This is a genomic window from Ferroplasma acidiphilum (genome assembly GCF_002078355.1).
Classification (GTDB): Archaea; Thermoplasmatota; Thermoplasmata; order Thermoplasmatales; family Thermoplasmataceae; genus Ferroplasma; species Ferroplasma acidiphilum.
Window position 1 is genome coordinate 1,679,047 of record NZ_CP015363.1, and the last position, 24,057, is coordinate 1,703,103.

Below are 24,057 nucleotides of genomic sequence, written 5' to 3' on the forward strand. Positions count from 1 at the left end.
TATTTTTAGAATTTCTGTGTTTTCCTTATTAATATAGAATGTATAGAAATTTTTCTTAATCCATGTGGAAGACTTCTTCATATGGCGAAGGAATTATATCGTCCCTACCTGTTATAATGCCTTTCATGGATTCCTGCCACTTTTCATTGATCTTGCTCTTATTGATAATTCTCATTGTGGCCTCAAAGTCATCGCATTCCCAGTATCCATATACATCATTTCCTTTTAAGAAGAGGGAATAATTCCTTATGCCTGCCTTTTTTAATTCCTCAAGCATTTCAGGCCATATATTTTGATGCCTGGAAATGTATAATTCTTTATCTGCCGGGTTAATGCTGAGCTTGAAAAAATATCTCATAATAATAAAAATATTTCATTTCTATTTAAAGTTTCCATTGTGGATGAAAGTGTTACTATTGCTTATTTTCCGATAAATTTTGGGCCGCGCTTTTCTCTGAATGCAGAGACACCTTCGCGGAAATCATGGCTTGTTCCAAGATCTGACTGCAACCTTGCTTCATCCTGCAGGAACTCATCAAGGCCGTAATAAAGAGATTGATTAATAAGCTGCTTTGAAACAGAATATGCCCTGTATGGACCATTTGACAACTTTTCTGCAAGTTCAATTGCATCCATAAATGGATCATCTACAACCTGTACCAGCCCCATTTCTTCAGCTTCCTTAGCTGAAAATGATCCACCGTACAGCAGGTATGGCCTGGCTTTAGCTCCTGCAAGGCGCGATAGAATGAGCACGAGCCCTGTATCGGGGGCAAGGGCTATGCCATGGAATCCCATAATGAAGTTTGTTTCACGTGATGCAAAGGATATATCGCATGCCAGTGCAAGGCTCATGCCTGCTCCGGCTGCCACACCGTTTATTGCAGAGATAAATATTTTCCTGCTGTTCACCATCTCTTTCAGGATAGGGTGAAATGAATTTGATAGCTCATCCTTTATATCAACCTCTTTATCTGATGTTGATGTAAGATCAGCGCCTGCTGAAAAAGCCTTGCCCTTTCCGGTTAATATTGCTATTCTCTTAGCTGGATCAGAATTGAAGTCCTTGAAAGCTGCTAATAGATCAGACCTTACATCGTCACCGAGAGCATTTAGTTTGTTAGCCCTGTTGATTTCAATAACAGAAACATATCCCCTATCCTCAATAAGCAGTGTGTTATACATATTAACTGAATATAACGCAGGGGCATTAAAAACCTTTTTGACCGGTACATTGCTGAGAATATTAAAAAATTAAAAAAGGGCAGATACTGGAAATAAATTGGAAAAATTATTTGAAAAGTTCAATATACTGGTATGGCTTGAATTTCCCGAAACAGTATTTCACTTCATTGAATGTGGATTTGAAGTCCCGGACTTTCTCTGCCATAACTTCAGGGTCTTTTTTCTTAATTATTATATCGCTGATTAATTCAGCGAGTTCCTTTATGTCCGCTTCCTTAAATCCAATTCTTGTGACTTCCTGTGTTCCAATTCTGATGCCACTTGGGTTCATTGATTTCTTATTGTCGTCGTATGGCAGCAGGTTTTTGTTCAATATTATATTGCAACTTTCCAGCTTTTCTGCAACTTCCTTACCGCCACCATTCTTGGAAACATCTATGGCCAGTGTATGTGATTTTGTAAATCCGTTCTTTTCTCCAAGGACATTAAAACCCAATTTGCTCAATTCTGAACCAAGTGTCTGGGCATTTTTTATGATCTGTTTGGCATATGCTTCTCCGTAATCCAGATGCTCGGCTAATGTTACACCAAGTGCGGCCATTGCATTGAGGTGATGGTTACTCAGAGTACCAGGGAATACGCCACGCTGGACTTTTTTCCATTTTTCCTCTGTAGTTTCCCCTATTATTATTCCATGCTGTGGCCCGGGAAGTGTCTTATGTGTGCTTCCAGTAATTATCTGTGCACCTTCCCTCAATGGGTCCTGGAATTGTTTTCCACCTATCAATCCAAGTACATGTGCTGCATCGTAGACAACGGTAGACCCTATTTCCTCCAGGGTATCACGCAGCTCTTTAAGCGGTGTTGGGAAAAGGAATACAGATTGTCCGAACCAGGCAAGCTTTGGTTTTGCCTGCTTAAGCAATTTTATAGTTCCATCCACATCTATGTTCATTTCGTCAACATCAAATGGATAATTAAGTGTTTTAAGCCCCCTGAATCCAACTGCACCGAAAGGTGCTGAACTTATATGCCCTCCACCAGAGAGGGCTGGTGTTGTTATTGTGTCCCCGGGTTTTGTAAATGCATAGAGGACAGCCATATTGGAATTTGTTCCTGAAAGTGGCCTCGGGTCTACATACTTTGCGTTGAAAAGTGCCCTTCCTAAATCTGTTACCTTATCTTCAATAATATCAACTATCTGGTTCCCCTGGTAGTACCTTTTGTGTGGCAATCCCTCGGCGTATCTGAATCCAAGGTCTGTAAGCAACATTTCCATGGCCATGGGGCTCATTATATTTTCTGAAGCTATAAGTGGAATGCTTTCTTCAAAAAATTTGTTATGCTTCATTGCTAATTCCCTTATAAAAAGTGCATCTTCAAGAAATTCATCGCTTTTATTTAACATTAAATAGATAATATAAAAAGGTATATTTATCTTTACATTTAAAATTTATAAATTTATAAAATTATTTTCTTTTCTTTATTGCGTATGCTGCAACACCTATTATTGCCAGTACAGCTATTATCCCTCCTCCTATATAGTATTCTGTGTAGTCTGTGTTATGGAATGGAGTATTGGATACAACCATGGTGTGGTTTGAGAAATGTGGAACATACATAAATACATACATCCCGGAAGATGTGTTTGTGTATGAATAATAGGCATGGGTGCTGCTGGTTTCATTTACAAGTGTAGACATTGAAACATATGTAGCAATTCTTCCATCAAATTTAACATAGGCATGGCCAGTGTTCTTTGTCACATTGTTTCCTATGAATACTGCCACTATGGTATGGTGGTTTACTGTAGAGTTTATGTCAAATGATGTTGTTGATGAGCTTTTGCCTGTATACACAAAATGTGTAGAAGAGTTGTAATTTATTGTGCTATTTGCAATTGTTCCATTGACTAAGTTCAGAGCTATTTCTGATGATATCCTTCCGTGTATAATGTTGCTTAAAACCATGCTGTTGTTAGATATTTTCTGAAGTCCGGGTGGAGCTACCATATTGACCAGGACAGGTCCGGAGGATGTATTGCTGCTTATAGTTATTGTATTATTTGTTATTTTGAAGTTACCATTGTGGATAAACAGCATTGCTATTGTTCCATTGTTGTCTATAACAATCATCTGTCTCCCGGCATTTATGGTATTATTGAAATTCACCATGACATGATCTGCCATATTCGCATTACCGAATACATTTGAATTTGCCTGAGCGTTCAAGCTATTGTTTGCACTTATGCTGACCTGTGTATTGTTGGATGTGCTGTATGATATATTTGCGGTGGATGGTACGACCAGGGTTAAATTGCCATTTACCATCATGTTGCTTTCCAGAGTTGGGTTATTGTGCAAAACGTAGAACGATGTGCTATTCATCATGATAAACATATTGCCTATTCTATAGGCTGTACGGGAATTCGTGGAGAAACGCAGAATAGGTGATGAAATGCCCTTTATAGAAGTTCCGTTGGAATACATCTTGCTTATCAAAACTGTTGATGTTAGGTTATATGTCACATTGGAGAACACACCGGTAGATGAATTGAAATCCGCTGTTAGATACTTGCCCATCACCATTCCTGTCGTGCTATTATACATCAATTTGGCACCGTAGTTATTCTTAAAATGCGTATGAATGCTGTCATTAAAACCTGCAGCTGATGGTCCTGATAATGCTGGTGAATTTGCCTGGCTGCCCGAACTAAGGGGAACCATGGCAAATACAGAAAATACCATGACCACAGCTATCATTGTTGCTATGAGTACTTTATACTTCATAAAAACTCAACTGAAATTTAAGTATTTAATCGTTACTTTTTATGGAAATATATTAATATAAATATATGAAAACCGCTGTATTTGCATGTTGGTTAAGCTTTAAGGCTATTTCTTCTAAGTTATCGTATTTTATTGTAGACTACTTCTATCATACTGGAAAGCAGAAGTTTTAAGGAGGGTTTTATACGTATAATTACATTCATGCTTTTAATGTTATTAATGAAATACCAAATATTATAATTGATTTTTTAATAACAATACATGATTTTATTAATTGCCTCGAGAAAAGATGGAGCAAGCATGGAAATGGCATCCAGATTGCTTGAACTTTTCAAATTTGATAAACTGGACGCGAATAGATACACTTACAAAAATTATGAATTAAAATTCATTGACAATTTGCATATATACCAGAACATGGAAGACCTTGAAGAGGAGGTTGAAAAGGTTGTTTTTCTATCAAAGCATTCTTCAAAGGCAGATATAAAATCCTTAACTGTACATCCCATTGGCAACTTCAGGAAAGCTGAACTTGGCGGCCTTGACAATGTAATAGTCCCATCAGATCCACTTGGAATGAGTGCTTCATTGAGGTATATCAAGAACAATTATTCAGGAGACCATTTTGAAATAACATTTGAAGCCACACACCATGGCCCGTATATGGAAAAGCCTGCATATTTCATAGAAATAGGAACCACGGAAAATGAATGGAAACAGGAAGGCATAGCTGATCTGATGGCCAGAGCCATAATGGAAGGCGTTGAGAAGGACTATGGAAATTATGTTGGCGTTGGTGGGGGGCATTATGCCCCGAAACTAAGCAGTTATTTCTTCAGCAATGATATAAACATAGGGCATATAATACCCAAATATGTACATGAGATAATTTCAGAGGATGAAATTGAAAATGCTGTATTAAAAACAATGAATTGCAAAGGTTTTCTAATGGATGCGCACGGGACGAAAGGCAGAGTGAAGGATATGATTGCAGGAATTGCAGATAAACACAGCCTGGAGGTTTTGAAAATCTGATATATAAATGCTCAATGTTTATATATGAAATTAGGTTATATTGATACTAGTGAAAAAAAATGGAAATAGAAACAGAAGATAAACCCCCGGGTAGTCCATTAATAAGGGATTCTGACATAGGCAACTATCTGGAGAGAAGCAATTTTTTTATCAAATATGAAGGGGTAAACCCAACGGGAACCCAGAAAGATAGAATTTCAAGAAAACATGTTGAGAATGCAATAAAACATGGGTATAAGGAAATATCTGTGGCAACATGTGGAAATTTTGGGGCGTCAATTGCATATTATGCAAGGGGAATGGGCATTAAGGCGATCGTTGGAATACCAGCGGAGTATTCAAATTCAAGGCATGCAGAAATAGCTGCATATGGTGCAGACATAATAGAAAAACCACTGAAATATGAAGAAATGGTTGAATATATAAGGGGAGAGGCAAAAAAGAACAACTGGTATGATGCAAGCCCCGGATCACCAAATAAAAGCATAGATGTTTCAGGATACAGCGAAATATCATTTGAAATTTATAACCAGCTTGGCTTTGCCCCTGAATATATATCAATACCGGTAGGGAATGGAACAACATTTTATGGAATATATTATGGATTCCTGAAATTATACAGGGAAAGAAAAATAGATAAAATGCCGAAATTCATTGCAACAAGCACTGAAGGCGGAAACCCCATTGTCTATTCATTCATAAACGGGTTCAGAAACATAGTTGAGCTTGACCCTGAAAATATCGTTGAAACATATGCAAATGAACCGTTGATTGCCTACAGGTCATATGATGGGCAGAAGGCCCTGGATGCACTGTATAAAACACATGGAAAAGCATTATATGTATCTGATATGGAAATGGAAGAGATATCCAGAGGATTTAAAAGAATTGATAATTTATCAGTTCTGCCAGCATCTGCTTCTGCGGCTGCAGGTGCATTAAAATTTGCGGGAAATAATAGTTGCGTCATCGTATTAACTGGAAGTGATAAATAATGGAAAAGGCAGTGGTTCTTTCTGAGGGGTGTTTTGCCACCACATATGGCAAGACGGCCAACGGGCTTGTAAGGTACAGCAAAAGGTATGACATAGTTGCAGTCATAGACTCGAGATACTATGGCATGGATGCAGGGTATGTCCTTATGGGCAGGCAGAATGGCATAAGGATTGTCAGTACAATTCAGGAGGCAAAAGCTCTCGGGGCTACAACACTGATAATCGGTGTTGCAACTGATGGGGGTTATCTTCCGGTGGAATACAGGCAATATGTTTCCACGGCTATCGAAGAGGGAATGAACATAGTAAATGGGTTACACCAGTACATAAGCAATGATAATGAATTCAGCAAGCTCGCAAAAATATACGATGTGGAAATTACTGATGTAAGGAAAATTTTTAACAATTATGAATATTCATTTACAGGAAAAATACAGGAGGTAAAATCGAAAAAAATTGCGGTACTGGGAACGGATAGCGCTATAGGCAAAAGGACAACTGCAGTTTATCTGAATGATGCCATGAACAGGAAGAAAAAACAATCTGAATTAATAGGCACCGGGCAAACATCCTGGATGCAGGGATTTCCATATACAGTTGTAATGGATTCAATCATAAATGATTTTGTTGCCGGGTCTTTAGAATATATAACATATAAAGCATGGCAGGAAAAACATCCTGAATATATGTTCCTTGAAGGGCAGGGGTCTATTCTGCATCCAGCATATCCAGGAGGGTTTGAAATAATAGGTGCAATGCGCCCGGATGCCATAATACTCCAGCATGCGCCAAAAAGGAAGTTTTACGACGGCTTCCCTGAATACCCTATTGAGCCGCTGGAAAAATACATAAAGGTTCTTGAGCTTGTTTCCAACAAAAAGGTAATTGCAATATCATTGAACACCGAAAATATGGAAAAATCAGAGATAGAAGTTGAGAAAACAAAACTTGAAAAAATATACAATATACCTGTATTCGACCCTCTGGAAGAATTTGAAAACATTACCGGCGTTATATCAGATTTATGAACCACCGAAATATATACTTTATGTGGGTGCTAAAAAGTGTATATTGACAATGTAATTTCATTTGACAGTATTGAGGTGAATATAGCCAGTATTGAGAAAAAAAGGATCATAGGAAATATAAAATTTGATGATTTTTCATACAGGTTGATTTTCACATATGCCGAAGATATTGATGTGGACAGGAATATAGCAGGGCTTATACTTACAATGCCTGCAATTAATTTTACCTATTTTGCCCGGAAACTGGTTTTAAATTTCCCGGTATCACCTACAGATATAGAGTTGATAAAAAATTTTATGAAAATAAATGCCCATGAAGTTTTTATTAATAAAATAATAAACAGGAGATATGATTACATCAAACCGGAGTTTATACCGGCTGAAGATGATATTACCGCAGCCAATGCTGATGGAATAACTGAGCTTGTATGCCCTGAAACTTTCAGCGAAGAGAGGCCATGGAATACATCCCCTGATAAGGTGGCTATTATGTCCTCAGGCGGCAAGGAAAGCCTTTTAGCCTTTGGAATTTTCAATGAAATAAACAAACCGGAAAACAATTATTCTTTCTATTTTGAAGAATCCGGTTCACACTGGCTCACAGCAAAAACAGCCTATGACTATTATAAAGAAAATTTTGGAAATGTAATGAAAGTATGGTCAAATACAGACAGGTTTTACCATGAAATGCTGAATCATATAAAAATAGTGAACACAGATATGATAGATATACTATCAGATGATTATCCAATCCAGGTTTTTATTTTCCCGGTGTATATATTTTTGCTGCTGCCTTTGCTCAAAAAATATTCCATTGGAAATATAATCATGGGCGATGAATTCGACGACCCTCGGGAAATGGGTGATTATAAAGGATTGAAATATTACTATGGAATTTTTGACCAGACTTATGATTTCAACCATATGCTTTCTCTATACTTCAATAAGAAAGGGGTAAACGCAGGTGTATACTCTATAGTTTATCCAGTAACCGGATATCTGGAAGAGAAAATTTTAATGGAACGCTATAGGGATTTGTTCCTGCAGCAGAGATCATGCCACTCATGCCATAGAAAAGACGGTGTAATAGAACCATGCGGGAAATGCTCGAAATGCCTTGGAATACTATTGTTCATTGAGGCTTCTGGAGGAAAACCGGAAGATATATTGTATTCCAGCGATGACGTAAGATTATTAAAAAGAAGGCTTTCAAAGGCAAGGCTCCGGCTTGACCCTGATGAGAGGATTTATGCAGAATCAAAAATTGGTTTGTATTCCGGCAGTATTGGAGATGCTGAACATGCCGGAGGATTGCATATTATGCCCTATGAGAATTCTCTATTTTCCGTAATACCGGATAATTTCCGCAGCCCTATTGAAAAGATATTTTCAGCTTACGCAGAAGGGATATTTAAACTGGACAATGGAAAATGGGTAAATATTCAGAAATAGCTGTCCTGGACCTGAATGCACTCTTCATCACTGTTGCATTTCATATAATCATTTAGCGGGTTTATATTAGTTTTGATAAAATTCTGTGCCCATGAGTATTTGGAAATAACATCGCCGGCAAGTTCTGAATATCCCATAATATATAACGCAGCGGCTAAAGCTTCCAGTGATGATAATTTTCCGGGCTTTCCATAATTCACAGGATTTACCGGTAGCAATAGTGGAAGCTTTTTCCCGTTTTTCCCTTTAATATTTTCTATGGTGTTTATCCTGTTCCATGAGCCGTCAATAACAACTATCCCCTTATCCTCAAACAGGATTCTATTTGAATTTAACAGAAAATTATCGGAGTACGGCGTGAGGTAAAGTTTATTGTATATTTTATTAAGAGGTATTTCAATGGCCAGCCCATAGCGTTCCAGTTTTTTCATGGTTGATTTCTTTGGATCGTCCTGGCTAAGATAAACATAAAATATTTTTTCCATAACCTATATAAGACACTGTCAAAATATAAAAGTTGCCATTTTTCCACCTTTGTTATCCGGTTTAAATATTGTTCTTCGCATTATTAAGGCAATCAGGGCACACACAATCCGATGACAGTAATTTAATTGCTTTCAACTGGTTTCCGTTTAATTTTGTTCCCTTGCACCAGCATAGCAATCCGCCACAGTGGAATTCAGCAGAACATATGCCGCATTTTTTTATCACAAGGATATATATACCTGCGTTATTTTATTTTTACGCCATATTGCATTATCATATTGTTTTATGGCTATTTTCCAGATATAATGTATATCCATATAGTTTTTATGTTTTATACTATACGGTGGACAATAAATTTTGATGCATATATTTAAATATTATAAGATATAAAAAGGTTAAGTTTTTAATTTATTAATTTGTCATTAACAAAGTATTAATATAATAGAAAAATCAACTCGAATGGTAGAAAACTTCGATAAAGTTAAGGATATTATAGCCAGGACAAACAGGATTCCTGTGTGGTCTTTACCAACGGCTTTCCTTGGTATTATAGGATTGGGATATTTTTTCACATTCTATGATATATCTGATATAGGGCTTGCAATGCCTGCAATAGACCAGCAGTTCAACCTGCATGGATCTATAATACTGTTTATAGCCCTGTCTGTGGGGCTAATAGGTTACGCAATTGGTTCATACATGATAGGAAGCCTTGCCGATGTATTTGGCAGGTATAGATCAATGATTCTAACTATGGCACTCACAGCAATAGGGTCCCTGGGAGATGCATTGTCTTTTAATGTGCCTGAATTAACAATTTTCAGATTTATAACGGGAATAGGATTGGGTGCAGACCTGAACCTTGTATCCATTTATATCACAGAATTTGCACCGGCTGCAGTAAGGGGGAAAATAACTGTATTCACATTCCTGATTGGAATATTCGGACAGGCAGTGACCCCGTTTATAGGCTATTTCCTTGTACCTGCATTCACAACAGGATGGCGCTGGCTATTCGGAATAGGAGCAATAATAGCCTTCATTGCAGTATTTCTAAGGACAGAGTTGCCAGAATCTCCAAGATGGCTGGCAACAAAGGGGCATAATCTGGAAAAGGCGGAAAAGGTGCTGGAGATGATGGAAGCCACTGCTAAAAAGAAAATAGGCGAATTGCCGGAGCCACATCCAGAGAATATTGTTGTGGAAGAGCCAAAATTCCCAACACTATACCTGTTCAAGAAGCCGTACTCGAGCAGAATGGCTTTATTGATCTCTGTATGGTTTCTGTGGTATATAGGAAATTACGCATTCCTGGGAGATGCTGCATCATTGCTTGAGAGCATAGGGTTTTCGGTGGCTGCCGCCATTCTATACATTGCAATAGGTGCAATAATAGGATATCCCGTAGGTGCATTAATAATGCTTTATACTTCCGATAAATATGAGAGAAAACATGTTATATTCGCCGCAACAGTTGTATGGTTCCTTGGCATGCTATCTATGGCCACCAGAATAACAGACCTTCTGTATTTTGGCTCTTTCCTTGCAGCAATGGGGCTCGGGATGTACCTTCAGGTAGCTTATACATTTACCGCTGAAAATTACCCAACAAGGGCAAGAAGCTCTGGATTTGGAATAACCGATGGAATAGGGCATGGAGGGGGAGCTCTTGGAGCTATATTGCTTCCGATACTTGTAGCAACATATTCCTGGGCATTTGGCTTCACTTTCATTGGAATCACAGGCTTAGTTGCCGGGCTTCTTATATTGATCGGTGGAACAAAGGTTTCAAGGAGGAATCTTGAGGATATTTCAGAATAAGATTTATTTCTCGATATAATTTTTATATCATTATATTTGAAACTAATAATTTTTATGTATTTTATACGGAAATTATCAATAATACAATATTAATTTTCTAAATTTAAGAAGTTAATTGAATTATATGAATTTCATTCAATGAAAAGATTTATTAAACGATTTTTACTATAGAATAATGCATTATATTGTAATAACGGGAGGAGTTATTTCCGGATTAGGCAAAGGTACAATTACATCCGGTTTATCATATCTTTTAAAGAACAGCGGGTTCAAAGTTACCAATATAAAAATTGACCCATACCTCAATTATGACGCAGGAACAATGAATCCGTACCAGCATGGCGAAGTATTTGTCCTCAATGATGGGGGAGAAGTTGACCTTGACCTTGGAAATTATGAAAGATTCCTTGATACAAATCTTTCTTCGGGGAACAACATAACTACAGGAAAAATATATAAAGAGGTTATAGAAAAGGAAAGGCGTGGCGATTATCTTGGAAGTACGGTACAGATTATACCGCATATTACAAACGAGATAAAAAACCGCATAAGGAAGGCAGCTGATGGCTATGACATAACACTTATAGAGGTTGGTGGCACAGTAGGCGATATAGAATCTATGCCATTTCTTGAGGCATTGAGGCAGATGAAATCTGACAGGCACGATTCTGTAATTTTTGGCCATGTAACACTGGTGCCGGAATCCGGGCAGGAACAGAAAACAAAACCTACACAGCACAGTGTAAAAGAACTCAGGGCAATAGGTATCCAGCCTGATATACTATTCTGCAGGTCGCAGCATATCCTTAATGAAGATTCAATAAAGAAAATCTCCCTCTTTACAGACGTGGAGGAAAAAGGAATAATCAGCGTTTACGATGTATCCAACGTATACATGGTGCCAAAGGTGCTGGAAAACCAGGGTATCCTGGAATATACAAGGGAAATATTTGGCTTTGATGACCATACGCTGAATTATACACTTAACAAATTCACTGAAAACATTGAAAACCCTTCTTCTGAGGTGACTATAGGGCTTATAGGGAAATATGTGGATATGCAGGATGCCTATATAAGCCACAAAGAAGCATTTTCACACGTTACCGGAAACACAGGGATTAAGGTAAATATAAAATGGATTGATTCCGATGACCTTGTCAGAAGCAAGGAACAGCTGGAAGACATTGATGGCATATTAATTCCAGGGGGCTTCGGTTACCGTGGCGTTGAGGGAAAAATTATTGCTGCAAAATATGCCAGGGAAAACCACGTGCCATATCTGGGCATATGCCTTGGATTCCAGGCGGCAGTAATAGAACTTTCAAGGGATCTTATAGGGCTTGATAATGCAAATAGCACTGAATTTGAGCCCGATACAGTCAATCCTGTTATTGACATATTGCCGGAACAGAAAAATATAAAGGACCTCGGGGGGACTATGAGGCTGGGGGCCAAGCCAGTTATAATAAATAAAGGGACACTGGCATATGACCTGTATAAGTCTGAAAAGATAAGTGAGAGGCACAGGCATAGATTTGAGGTAAATCCGGCTTATATAAAACGCCTTGAAAATGCTGGTGCAGTTTTCTCAGGAACTGATGAAGAAGGTATAAGGATGGAGATTCTGGAGTTAAATGACAGGGATAACTATATAGCAACACAGTACCATGCAGAATTCCAATCCAGACCGTTAAATCCCTCAAAGGTACATTTATATTTTATAAAAAAATCACTGGAATACAGAAAAGAAAAAAGAGGTAAAATTTATGAAAGAAGTGCTGAATGATTTGGTAAAGAAATTGAACGATAAGATAGCTAGTGACCAGACGTATGCAAAGAAGCTGCAGAGCATAACAAAAAGCATTGACATAGTGTTCGATGATAAGGATTCCTATTATTTCAAAGTTGAAAACGGCCATATTACAGAGCCACAGGAAGGAAAGATAGATGCTGACATTACCGTAACAGTAAGTTCCGATGTTTTCAATAAGATCTTATCAAAAGAAATCAACGCTATGGATGCATATATGAAACAGCAAATAAAAATAAAATCATCGCTGATGGATAAGTTATTATTGAGCGACCTGCTTAAAGCATAAGATGATAGACCACAACCTTGATAAATATAATAAAATACTTGAAAATAAGGTAAGTGAGTGCTATCAAATTGCTGAAGAGGCACGTTCCCTTGGCAAGGATGTTTCAACGGAAGTTGAAATTCCACTTGCAAATGATATGGCGGAAAGGGTTGAAAAATTAATACAGATTGATGGGATAGCAGACGATATCAGGGAACTTAGCAAGACCATGTCAAGGGAAGAGGTCTCACTGGCCATATCCCGGAAGGTTGCAGAGAGATTAAAGGATGATAGGAGGCTGGCACTGGAAAAGTCTGTCCGTGTTGGCCTTGCAATACTTACTGAAGGAATTCTGGTTGCCCCCCTCGAGGGAATTAAAACTGTAGATATTGTTTCCAATGATGATGGGACTGAATATGTGGATATTGTTTATTCTGGGCCGATAAGGAGCGCCGGTGGCACTGCCCAGGCATTGAGTGTACTCATGGCAGATATTGTGCGCAGGGAGCTGAACATAGGAAGTTTTAAGGCCACTGATGAAGAGATAGAGCGTTATATTGAAGAGATACAGGCATACAACAGGTCAAAGCACCTGCAGTATCTTCCCACTCCAGAGGAAATACGCCTGGTAATAGGCAATTCACCGGTAATGATAGATGGTGAGGGCAGTGAGGAAGAAGAAATATCCGGGCACAGGGATATGAGGAGAATACCCACAAACCGTATACGTGGAGGAATGTGCCTTGTCCTCTGTGAAGGGCTTATCCAGAAATCCCGGAAAGTGCTGAAATACACAAGCCTTATGAAAATGGAAGAATGGAATATACTTGAAAACATAGGCAAAAACAAAAAGGAAGAAAAGGGAGACAATTCACAGAAATACCTCCGTGATATTATTGCTGGCAGGCCTGTTTTTGGATATCCAAACCGGCCTGGAGGGTTCAGGCTTAGATATGGTAGATCAAGGCTTTCAGGATTAGCTGCTGCTTCAATTAACCCTGTTTCAATGTATATTGTTGACGAATTCATAGCAATTGGTTCACAGATAAAGGTGGAGCTCCCTGGCAAAGCTGCAGCCATAACTCCCTGTGATACCATTGACGGCCCGACAGTGCTGTTAAAGAGTGGCGAACATAAAAAAATTAAGACCATAGAAGAGGCAATAGCAGTAAAGGAAGAAGTAGCTGAAATAACCGATCTGGGAGAAATACTGATTGCCTATGGAGATTTTCTGGAAAATAACAAAAACCTGGTTACATCCCCTTTTACAGTGGAATGGTGGTCATACTACCTTAAAGGCGATTTACAGAAATATATGGAAAAAAAGCCTGATCAGTTTGAAGCCATTGAAATATCGAAAAAATATGGAATACCATTGTACCCTGAATATGATTATTACTGGCATGACATAACAGAGGACGAATTAAATTCACTTATATCTGTGCTTGAAAGGTCAAGGTTGCATGATGGCAATCTCTATATTGATACCGATGCACAGGATATACTTATTAAGCTTGGAATTGAATTTAAACAGATTTCCGGTTCGCTTGAAATCGCTGAGTACTACCCTCTACTTGTATGCACTGGATTTTCCATTGAAAATAACATACCGGTTAAAACCGGATCATACAGTTCACACAACGTTCTTGAAGCTGTGAACCAGCTATCTGGAATAACCATAAAAGCCAGGTCGCCTATCCGTGTCGGGGCAAGGCTTGGAAGGCCGGAAAAAGCAGGGGACAGAAAAATGAAGCCAAAAGTCCATTCATTATTCCCGATCCTCAATTATGGCGACAACAGGCGTTCAATATTGAATGCTGCAAAGAACAAAAGTGAATATTCAATAGAATTAAATGAGAGGATATGCAAAAACTGCGGAAATGAAACGCCATTGACGGTCTGTGAAAACTGTGGTTCGGTTACATATAACCAGAAACGTTTAAAGAAAATGAATATAGATTTGAGCATGGTGCTTGAAAGAGCGGAATCCAGGCTTAACATAAAGCCCGATCAGGTAAAGGACCTGAAAGGGGTCAAGAAATTAATGTCCAGAAACTGTGCTGTTGAACCTATGGAAAAGGGAATTTTACGATCAATACATGATATAAGCATAAACAAGGATGGAACATGCAGATACGATATGTCTGATATTCCAATAACACATTTCAAAAAAAGTGAACTTAACCTTACGTCTGAGCAATTAATAGAACTCGGGTACCCTGACCGGGAGTTAAATGAAATATATCCACAGGATATTATAATACCGGAAGATTCGGCAAAGTATTTGCTGAATGTTGCAAATTTTGTTGATGACATGCTTGTCAGGTATTACAATCTGCAGCCATATTACTCATGCCATAGCATAGATGACCTCATAGGCGAACTGGTTATAGGACTGGCACCACATACGTCCGGCGGCATTGTATCCAGAATAATAGGATTTTCAAAGGTTAGCGGTTGCTATGCCCATCCATTTTACCATGCTGCAAAGAGAAGGAACTGTGATGGCGATGAAGACAGCATTATGCTACTGCTTGAAGGGCTTCTTGACTTTTCAAGGGATTTTCTTCCCTCAACTACCGGCGGATTGATGGATGCGCCACTTGTACTCAGTGCATTCCTGGATCCGGAAGAGGTGGACAAGGAAGCAATGAACGTTGATACACTCTGGAAATATCCACTTGAATTTTATGAAGCTACTGAACAGGGTTTGCCACCGTCAAAGATTGAGTCCATAATGCTCACAATGAAATCAAAGATTCAAACACAGGGAATATACACAGATTCAGGGTTCTCATTTGATACAGCTAACCTTAATGCGGGAGTGCTTATGTCTGCATATAAATCCATAGATTCGATGCAGGAAAAAATTGAAAAACAGCTGGGGTTGGCAACCAAACTATTATCGGTTGATGAAAATGACGTGGCTGCAAGGGTAATATCATCCCATTTCCTGCCCGATATGTTTGGGAACATGAGGAGCTTCTTCACACAGGAATTCAGGTGCACCAAATGCAACACAAAATTCCGCCGTGTGCCCCTTTCAGGAAAATGCCTTAAGTGCGGTTCTGACAACATAATACTGACAATACACCACGGAAGCATTATAAAATACCTGAAAGAGACAGAAAAGGTTATGGACGAGTATAATTTGCCCATATACCTCCAGTACCAGATCAGGAGGCTCATAGATTCCATTGATAACACATTTGATGTTGCTGAACCTGTTAAGGTTGAAGAAACTACACTGGAATCATTTAAATAAATACAAGCAATAGAGAGCTATGATAGGGTCATTATTTGTTACAGGCCCGGCTGGGACTGGAAAATCAACATTCTGCGGTGCATATAAGGATTGGCTGGTGCAGAATGACTACGATGCAATAATAGTTAATCTTGATCCGGGTGCAGAATATTTGCCATATGAGCCGGATATAGACATCAGGGAATTTATATCCCTGAGTGAGGTTATGTCTGCCTATTCACTGGGGCCAAATGGGGCGCAGGTAGTTGCTGCTGACCTTTTGCTGGACAATGTTGATAAGATAAAGTCAAAATTAGAGTTATATGACGATTATTATGTTATTTTTGACACGCCCGGGCAGATAGAGCTTTTCACATTCAGGCCGGGAAGCCCGTTGCTTGTAAAATCACTTGCAGGGGAGAAAGCCATGATAGCCTTCATAGCGGATTCTATGGTTTCACAGACACCGTCTGGATTCATATCTGAAAAGATGCTTTTTGGTTCCGTGTATTCACGGTTTTTTGTTCCCATGATGTTTGTGCTTAACAAAATAGATTTAATAGGCGAAGACAGGGTAAAGGAAATAACTGCCTGGGAGGAAAACCCGGATCTGCTATATGACAGTTTCAGGGATGAAAATACAGACAGTGTAAAGGATTATTTTTTGAATGTAATAACCGCCCTGAAGGATTCAGATATAATAAACAAAATTGTTCCTGTGTCCTCAAAGGATTCATTCGGTTTTGAAGATATTTATACAGGCATGTCTGATTTCTTCCAGGGAGGCGAGGATACAGACACAATGTACAAAGACGATTAAAAGTATTATTAATAAACCTTTTTTGTATGTGGTGATAAATGAAGTTCAGGGATATAGCCGAGTTTATAAAACTGGAACATACGCTTTTCGATCTGCCATTTATTTATGCAGGCGCCATAATAGCTTCCGGAGGCAGCTATAATTTTGTTAAATATATAATAATATTCATCACAGCTACAAGTGCGAGGGGTGCTGGCATGTCCATTAACAGGATAATGGGGCTGAAATATGATAAAACCAACCCAAGAAAGAAAAACTGGGCACTGGTAACGGGCAAAATGAAAAAAATTGATGCCTATGCGTTGACATTGCTGTTAATAGCAATATTCGAGGTTTCAACATACTTTTTGAACAGGGTTGTCCTTGCACTTTCACCTGTTGTAATACTATTCTTCATTGCAGACCCGCTTATGAAGAGAGTAACATCATGGCGCCACCTCTTCATGGGCTTAACTATTGGCCTGGGCGTCCTCGGCGGTTTCCTTGCAATTTCACCGGTTGCACCGCCATTAATAATATACCTTGTTGTCCTAATATCAACGTTCTGGATTGCTGGGTTTGATATAATATACACAATTCCTGATATAGATTATGACAGGGCAAATAACCTGAAAACCCTGAATGTCAAATATGGCTTGAAGAATGGCATGATAATATCATCACTTTTCCACATATTTACAATAGCCCTTTTTATTTTCATAGCATTCATAGTCAAAAATATTTACTATGATATTTTGCTGGTGCCTATTGTAGCATTGATAATATACCAGCACATAGTTGTAAATCCATCAAATTTAAAAACAATAAGGGTATCGTTCTTCAACGCAAATTCATTTATTGGAATTATATTCCTTGCCGGAATGATAATTTCATTTTATAGATAAATTTAGAGTACTATTCTCACATCGACAGCAAATGCACCCTTTTCGTTGACAATAAGCGGGTTTATGTCCATTTCCTTTATATCAAGGTCAATAAGCATGTTGGATAGTTTAGATATGGCCCTCACGGTGCCATTTATATCATAATCCCTGTTTCTTGATGTTAGCATGCCCAGTACTTTGCTGTCCTTCATCATCTGGTATGCTTCATCCTCCGATACAGGGCAAATTCCATAGCTAAGGCTTTTTATTACCTCCATATAGATTCCACCTATTCCAACCACTATTGCAGGCCCGAATACAGGGTCTTTTATTCCACCAACGAATATTTCAGCTCCGGATATCTGTGCCTGCATGATTGTCCTCGGGTAATTCAATTCGGTAAATGAGCTTTCAACTGTATCCTTTTCAACGTTCATTATAACCCCTTTTACATCTGTTTTATGTACAGGCGTATCAGGAGATATTTTCATAACAAGAGGGTATCCAACAGCTGTTGATTTTTCCACAGCTTCCTTTGCATTTTCAGCAATAGCATATGCAGGAGTCCGTATTCCATATATTTCCATTAGCTGCATTGCTTCGAAATCCTTTATGTAATTTTTTCCCTTTACAAGTTCCCTTGCCTGGTTAATGGGTTCAGCTGTACGGATTTTTTTTACCGGATTTGGGCGTTCAACCATATACTTGATAGATCTCACCGCATCCTCAGGGAAGATGAAAGCAGGTATGGAAACAGAGTCCAGCAGTTTAGATGCTGCATTCTGGTCAAGCCCCATTGTTACCCCTATCACACCCTTTCCACGATAATTTACCATTGCTTTTGCAACATCTGAACATGAAACCATGGGAAGTGACTGGACTATGACTATTTTTGTGCAGTCGAGGTCTTTTATTATTCCCAGTGCCTTATTGTACCTGTCATAGTTGGCATCACCTGATAAATCTATAGGATTCCTCGGTGTGCTCTGTTCCGGCATTACACTGAGCAAATCATGTTTTACCCTTTCAGGCAATTCTATTTCATTAAGCCCCTCCTTATCTATGGCATCTGTTGTCAAAACACCGTGCCCTCCGGAATTTGTAATAATAAGTATATCACTGGAAACAGGTTCTGATGACAGTACGATTTTCGCCAGGTTAAGCATATCTTCTATGTTATCCACAAATATTCCGCCTACTGTCCTTACAGCTGCGCGGAATATATCCATTGAACCGGCAACGCTTCCTGTGTGTGTCTTTACCGCGGCTGCACCGGTTTTGCCCATTCCTCCCTTTAGAAATATTATGGGTTTGCGCCTTATGACATCGGGCAAGGTTGTTAAGAACTTCTGGCCGGATGAAACACCTTCCACATATGAGAAAATTGCCCTTGTTTCCACATCGGTTGATAGGAATTGAAAAGCATCGGTTTCATCCACGTCTGCCTGGTTTCCAAGGCTGATGAAATAACTTATGCCCACATTGGATTCCTGGGCCCAGTTTAACATATAAACACCGAGTCCACCGCTCTGTGCAACCAGTGCAGCTTTTCCCTTTTTAACATCGGCAAATGCAAATGTTGCATTGACATCCGGTGTTATGAGCCCTATTGTATTCGGGCCAAGAACCCTTATTCCGCTCTCCCTCGCTATTGCCATTATCTGATCTTCAAGTTCTGCTCCATGCTGGTCAGTTTCCTTGAATCCAGCGGTTATAATTATTGCTGCCCCTGCCTTTATTGTAGCTGCATCTTTCATTACTCCGGGTACTGCATCCCTTGGTACCACTATAACTACAAGATCAACACTTTCCTTTATATCTATAAGGCTTTTATACGCCGTTAATCCATCAATGCTGGCAGTTTTATTGTTCACCGGATAAACCTTTCCCGAAAATGATGATGTTATATTCCTTAATATGATATTTCCAACCTTCAGGCTGTCAGATGAAGCACCGACAACAGCTATACTTTTTGGTTTAAATAATTGTTCAAGCATAAACTATTATATTCAATATACTTAAAACAGTTTCTAATTGCCGGTATATAATCATACCGGATAATACTGTTCCAGATCCCTCGTGTCGGTAACATCCACGAACTGGCTTATCATTTCCAGACTCTGGAAGTACAATCTTTCAGAATATGTGGATGTAATATCAGATACAACTATAGTATTGTACTCCCTGATATTTGCGTTAGCTGAACTTATGAATATATCAGTATCGGTGAAGAATCCTCCGAGAAAGATTGATCTCCTTCCGGTTTTGCTTATTTCTTCTTCCAGGCTACTCCTGTAGAATATATCTTCCTTCCATGTTTTTACTGTATTATTTACCTTTATTTTTTTATTAAATTCCTCGATAAAACCTTTATCGTAATCCGATGGGGGCGCCATATTTTTCATCCTGTTTTCCTCCTTGCGGGTCCGGAGTTTAAGAAGTTCTGGATTTTCCACAGTGTAATCCAATTCCCTTTCTGTGAATATAACTGGAACTCTATATTTATCGATGAAATTGTTAATGTAATCCATTCCCATTAAAAACTCCATCTTGCTGAAGCAATTCCGGAAAAACTCTGTATTGTAGTTGACAAGTACTATAATGGAATCATCGGGTTTAATCATGATTCAGTATAAATGATGCATATTAGTATTTTGTTTTAAAAAGTTATATATAAAATTCCATAATACAGTTTACGCGGAGATTGCCGAGCTAGGAAAAGGCGATGGATTTAGGGTCCATTTCCGCAGGGATTCGTGGGTTCAAATCCCACTCTCCGCATTATTGTTTTATTTCCATGCTGTTACTTAAAGAGCCATACCGGTTTTAACCGCCTGGTCATGAAAAGCTACATCAGACACCTTAAATATTTATTGAGCATATTTAACCATGGATAAATATAGCAATACAAAAGAATTCTTTTCCAAAAATTCTGAAAATTATGCTAAAAGCCAGTCCCATGCAAAGGACAGAGATCTGGATATCCTTATGGAAATGCTATCTCCACAGGCAGGCATGATAGGGCTTGATGCCGCTACAGGGTCAGGGTTTACAGCCATAAGATTGGCAAAGAAAATAGGGAAGGTTTACGCCCTTGATATGGTTGACAATATGCTACTTGAAACTGCAAAACTGGCTGAAGAAAACGGGTTGCATAATGTATTCCCTGTAAAAGGCTATGTAGACTCCATGCCCTTTGAAAATGAAAAATTTGATATTGTAACATGCAGAAGGGCTGCACACCATTTCGATGATAAGGATGAATTTGCATCTGAGGCTTTTAGAGTTTTAAAGGCAAATGGAATGATAGGCATAGACGATATGACCGTCCCTGATAGCATAATCAATGACCTGAATGAAGTTGAGAGAATAAGAGATCATTCCCACATGTATGCAGCATCCACAGACGGATGGATTCGCATTCTTTCCCGGGCTGGATTTACCGGTTTAAAATATAAGGTATACAGCAGGAGGGTATCCTTTGAACAATGGCTTTACCCTGTTGAAATTAATTCCCCTGAAGGAAAAAAATCTCTAGAGTATTTCCAAAATGCACGTGATGAATTTCTATCCAGTATACAATGGGATGGAAAATCGTTTCAAAAATCATGGGTGGTAATAACAGGAGTAAAAGAGATACAATGACATGGAACAATTGTTATTTTTAAATGATAATGTTTATAAGTGTTTAATGTAATATACATTTTATCCAGTATGCAATTTAATGTGGAAGGAGTGAAATCGTGTGAATGTCAAGGTTAAGATGAAAAATGAAGGTTGTTCCCTTAGCGGGTTATATTCTGAGTATAATATTAATTCAAGGGTCATCAAAAAGGAGATACATGAAGGCCTTCTTTATGAAATTGCAGAAATCTATTATCACAATGGGAATCTTGACAAAATTTTGATATCGTTAAAATCCAGCCAGGGAGTAAAAGGTGTAGAAACCCTATTTGACAATGGAAATATACTCATAATAAAATTAACGACAGCCGAATGCCCTGTGCTTGGAATTTTGAAAAATTATTCAGAAAGTGGAAAATCCGTTTATAAGCAGGAAGAGAAAATAGAAGAGGGAAACAATATCTGGAACATGCATATAGCCAGCATGGAACTGGTAAGGGAACTTTCAGAAAAGTTGAAAGAGAAAACAGGAAGTGATGTGTTTGTTAATATTTACAAAAAATCCAGTGTAGATAAAAAATCCCTCTTTGTTGTAAAAGAAGCATATGACCTTGGATTTTTTGATGTGCCAAAGCGCATTAACCTGCTTGAGCTCTCTGCTATATTGAATATCCCGCCAACAACTCTGGATTTAATTATACGCAAATCATTAAAATATTTTCTTGATACTGAACTTGTTTCAAAGGATAAATCACAAATTTATAATGAATAGAAGTCCCTATGGAAAAGTACAGTGTGCTTATACTGGGTGGAGGCTACGGGGGAATTAATGCATATTATGGAATCAGGGACAAAAGCCACGTAGCAATAATTGATTCAAAACGTAATTCCGTGTACCATGGCAAATCCAGGGACATAGGAATGAATATTCCGGCATCCATAATGGAAAGTATAAAGAAAGTGGATATTGAGGAGCCCTATGTGCAGACGGACAGGCATGAATATTATCCTGAGAAGCTTGTGATTTCAACTGGATGCAACAGGGAAAGTCAGATTGAATTTATGTCAAAAAGCCATCTGTACAACAATATGTACCTTGGCTCAAAAAATGAATATGATGATTATATATTAATACAGTATATTTTAAAGTTGAATAAAGCTGGTATCCATGCAGGTTACAGTGGCAATTTTTTATCATTCCTGGGGAAAGAAGTAAAAATAAAGGTCAGGAAATTTTTAGCTCTTTCAGGCGTTCCGTTATCTCCGGATGCAGATTTTTTGTTGCCTGAATGCAGCCCTAATATATTTGGAAATTATATAAATGTGGATAAAAACTTAATGGTGAACGAAAATACATACGCTATAGGCGATGCACTTGACTGGAATGCAAAGTGTGGTGAGCTCTCAATGAGGCAGGGTGCTTTTGCAGGCAGGCATATGAGTGGAAAGGTCCATGATTTTAAACCAGTATTTATTACAATTCTGGATAATTTGAAAGGAACAGGCATAAGAATTAAAAGCACAGAGCCGTGGAATTCCGGAATAGCTTCTGCACACATCGGAAGGGAATATTCACTCATGGCCGGATTTTTAATGCATTATTACGGATTCAGGAATGGCAATATGGGTTTCCTACAGTATTTCTAGAATACAGCCATAATTAGAATTTAAATAGCTTTTAATAATATTTATTAATATTTCTTTAATATAGCCAGATGTGGGATCCTGGTGGAGCTAAGGATAAAAAGGGAAAACTTTACATAATATTGAGGTTCCTTAGGATGGAACAGACTTTCTTCAGCCTTCCCATGGCATACCTGGGAGCTTTCCTTGCTGTAAGGAAAATACCAGCAATCAGGATTCTTATATTAATTTTCTTCGCCCTGTTTTTTGTCAGGATAGCAGGAATGACAAATGATAACCTTGCGGACCGGTTCATTGATGCTAAAAATCCAAGGACCATGACAAGGCCACTGGTAACTGGCGTGATAACCGTGAAAAATGCCTATGCACTGATAGCAATTGGCCTTGCAGGTTATTTTATTTCTACTTACTTTATCAATATTTTAGCCTTTTCCATCTCGCCCCTGGGTGCACTGGTAATCATGACATACCCGTACATGAAAAGGCATACTGCATTTGCCAACTACCAGATAGCCTCAATACAGGGTTTATCCGTAATGGCAGGGGCTATAGCAGCTGTGGGATTGCATTCACCTGTTTACATAATTTACCATATGCCATGGTTTTTCGTATTCGCCACCATATTCTGGGCCCTCGGCTTTGATCTTTATAACCATATACCGGATATAAAATATGACAGGGAAAATAAATTGCATAGCTTCGCCACACTGCTAGGCGACAGGGCACTGCAATTTGCAGGGTTGAACCAGATATTGTCTGTCTCACTGGCTTTTGCCGGAGATATTGTTTACAGGCTTGGTATCCTGTCATATGCAACAACCACACTGCATGGTGCAATAATGCTTTCTGCTTTTATACTGGCATACAGGGGTAATTTTGGAAAGGCATTTTATTATAATATATATGCTTCGGTAGTTCTCGCCCTTGGAATTATAATAGATGTGGCCCTGGGTTTGCCGGCAATTTAAAAAAATTAATTATGCCTTATACAAT

The 24,057-nt window shown here is 38.5% G+C and carries 22 protein-coding genes and 1 tRNA gene; 15 read left to right on the plus strand and 8 right to left on the minus strand.

Translation table 11 applies throughout. The features are described 5' to 3' along the window. Window positions 1–55: 55 nt before the first annotated feature. The 4 genes from fad_RS08440 to fad_RS08455 form a co-directional block, all read right to left on the minus strand. Window positions 56–358, minus strand: coding sequence for an L-rhamnose mutarotase (locus fad_RS08440; protein WP_081143045.1), 303 nt, complete (start codon window positions 356–358; stop codon window positions 56–58). 62 nt (window positions 359–420) lie between these two features. After that, window positions 421–1,185: an enoyl-CoA hydratase-related protein gene (locus tag fad_RS08445; protein ID WP_081143046.1), complete on the minus strand. Its 765-nt coding sequence runs from the start codon at window positions 1,183–1,185 to the stop codon at window positions 421–423. 106 nt (window positions 1,186–1,291) lie between these two features. Then, window positions 1,292–2,593: a serine hydroxymethyltransferase gene (locus tag fad_RS08450; RefSeq protein ID WP_081143047.1), complete on the minus strand. Its 1,302-nt coding sequence runs from the start codon at window positions 2,591–2,593 to the stop codon at window positions 1,292–1,294. Window positions 2,594–2,654: 61 nt separating this feature from the next. Next, entirely contained in the window at window positions 2,655–3,974 is a 1,320-nt protein-coding gene (locus tag fad_RS08455; protein ID WP_081143048.1) for a hypothetical protein, read from the minus strand. 261 nt (window positions 3,975–4,235) lie between these two features. Between fad_RS08455 and fad_RS08460 the strand changes: the two genes are divergently transcribed. Genes fad_RS08460 through fad_RS08475 form a run of 4 tightly spaced genes read left to right on the plus strand, consistent with a single transcriptional unit; the run spans window position 4,236 to window position 8,484 of the window. Then, on the plus strand, window positions 4,236–5,009 hold the full coding sequence (locus tag fad_RS08460) for a D-aminoacyl-tRNA deacylase (RefSeq protein ID WP_155951152.1): 774 nt from the start codon (window positions 4,236–4,238) through the stop codon (window positions 5,007–5,009). A 59-nt stretch (window positions 5,010–5,068) separates the two neighbouring features. Then, window positions 5,069–6,004, plus strand: a complete 936-nt coding sequence (locus fad_RS08465; RefSeq protein WP_081143049.1) for a pyridoxal-phosphate dependent enzyme — start codon at window positions 5,069–5,071, stop codon at window positions 6,002–6,004. After that, on the plus strand, window positions 6,004–7,032 hold the full coding sequence (locus fad_RS08470; protein ID WP_081143050.1) for a DUF1611 domain-containing protein: 1,029 nt from the start codon (window positions 6,004–6,006) through the stop codon (window positions 7,030–7,032). The genes fad_RS08465 and fad_RS08470 overlap by 1 nt, the downstream gene beginning before the upstream one ends. 36 nt (window positions 7,033–7,068) lie before the next feature. Next, a complete protein-coding gene (locus fad_RS08475; protein ID WP_081143051.1) occupies window positions 7,069–8,484 on the plus strand; it encodes a metal-binding protein in 1,416 nt (471 codons plus the stop codon). On the opposite strand, the gene fad_RS08480 is transcribed toward fad_RS08475, so the two are convergent. Both fad_RS08480 and fad_RS09360 read right to left on the minus strand, forming a co-directional pair. Then, a complete protein-coding gene (locus tag fad_RS08480) occupies window positions 8,475–8,969 on the minus strand; it encodes a DUF367 family protein (protein WP_081143052.1) in 495 nt (164 codons plus the stop codon). The genes fad_RS08475 and fad_RS08480 overlap by 10 nt on opposite strands. 61 nt (window positions 8,970–9,030) lie before the next feature. Continuing rightward, window positions 9,031–9,195 (minus strand): cysteine-rich CWC family protein, encoded by a 165-nt coding sequence (locus fad_RS09360; RefSeq protein WP_196795599.1) that lies wholly within the window; start codon window positions 9,193–9,195, stop codon window positions 9,031–9,033. A gap of 234 nt (window positions 9,196–9,429) precedes the next feature. Between fad_RS09360 and fad_RS08485 the strand changes: the two genes are divergently transcribed. The 6 genes from fad_RS08485 (at window position 9,430) to fad_RS08510 (ending at window position 17,817) form a co-directional block, all read left to right on the plus strand. Further along, on the plus strand, window positions 9,430–10,791 hold the full coding sequence (locus tag fad_RS08485) for an MFS transporter (RefSeq protein ID WP_081143053.1): 1,362 nt from the start codon (window positions 9,430–9,432) through the stop codon (window positions 10,789–10,791). A gap of 172 nt (window positions 10,792–10,963) precedes the next feature. Next, window positions 10,964–12,577: a glutamine hydrolyzing CTP synthase gene (pyrG, locus tag fad_RS08490; RefSeq protein ID WP_394334736.1), complete on the plus strand. Its 1,614-nt coding sequence runs from the start codon at window positions 10,964–10,966 to the stop codon at window positions 12,575–12,577. Beyond that, window positions 12,558–12,890: an SCP2 sterol-binding domain-containing protein gene (locus fad_RS08495; protein ID WP_081143055.1), complete on the plus strand. Its 333-nt coding sequence runs from the start codon at window positions 12,558–12,560 to the stop codon at window positions 12,888–12,890. The genes pyrG and fad_RS08495 overlap by 20 nt, the downstream gene beginning before the upstream one ends. Before the next feature lies 1 nt (window position 12,891). Then, a complete protein-coding gene (locus tag fad_RS08500; RefSeq protein ID WP_081143056.1) occupies window positions 12,892–16,134 on the plus strand; it encodes a DNA polymerase II large subunit in 3,243 nt (1,080 codons plus the stop codon). 19 nt (window positions 16,135–16,153) lie between these two features. Continuing rightward, on the plus strand, window positions 16,154–16,933 hold the full coding sequence (locus fad_RS08505; protein ID WP_081143057.1) for an ATP/GTP-binding protein: 780 nt from the start codon (window positions 16,154–16,156) through the stop codon (window positions 16,931–16,933). Between the two features lie 38 nt (window positions 16,934–16,971). Continuing rightward, on the plus strand, window positions 16,972–17,817 hold the full coding sequence (locus fad_RS08510) for a UbiA-like polyprenyltransferase (RefSeq protein WP_081143058.1): 846 nt from the start codon (window positions 16,972–16,974) through the stop codon (window positions 17,815–17,817). 2 nt (window positions 17,818–17,819) lie between these two features. Here fad_RS08510 and fad_RS08515 read toward each other — a convergent pair whose 3' ends face one another. Further along, complete coding sequence (locus fad_RS08515; RefSeq protein WP_081143059.1) at window positions 17,820–19,793, minus strand: acetate--CoA ligase family protein; 1,974 nt, start codon at window positions 19,791–19,793, stop codon at window positions 17,820–17,822. Between the two features lie 51 nt (window positions 19,794–19,844). Beyond that, on the minus strand, window positions 19,845–20,420 hold the full coding sequence (locus fad_RS08520; RefSeq protein WP_081143060.1) for an isochorismatase family protein: 576 nt from the start codon (window positions 20,418–20,420) through the stop codon (window positions 19,845–19,847). A gap of 73 nt (window positions 20,421–20,493) precedes the next feature. Here fad_RS08520 and fad_RS08525 point away from each other — a divergent pair. From fad_RS08525 to fad_RS08545, 5 genes are all read left to right on the plus strand, one after another. Continuing rightward, window positions 20,494–20,577, plus strand: a tRNA-Leu gene (locus fad_RS08525). A gap of 108 nt (window positions 20,578–20,685) precedes the next feature. Further along, entirely contained in the window at window positions 20,686–21,441 is a 756-nt protein-coding gene (locus fad_RS08530) for a class I SAM-dependent methyltransferase (protein ID WP_081143061.1), read from the plus strand. A 100-nt stretch (window positions 21,442–21,541) separates the two neighbouring features. After that, on the plus strand, window positions 21,542–22,192 hold the full coding sequence (locus fad_RS08535) for a helix-turn-helix domain-containing protein (RefSeq protein WP_155951154.1): 651 nt from the start codon (window positions 21,542–21,544) through the stop codon (window positions 22,190–22,192). 8 nt (window positions 22,193–22,200) lie between these two features. Next, the gene (locus fad_RS08540) at window positions 22,201–23,067 is read left to right on the plus strand and encodes a hypothetical protein (protein WP_081143063.1); all 867 of its coding nucleotides are present in this window, start codon (window positions 22,201–22,203) and stop codon (window positions 23,065–23,067) included. Between the two features lie 68 nt (window positions 23,068–23,135). Then, window positions 23,136–24,032 (plus strand): 4-hydroxybenzoate octaprenyltransferase, encoded by an 897-nt coding sequence (locus fad_RS08545; RefSeq protein WP_081143064.1) that lies wholly within the window; start codon window positions 23,136–23,138, stop codon window positions 24,030–24,032. Window positions 24,033–24,057 lie beyond the last annotated feature (25 nt).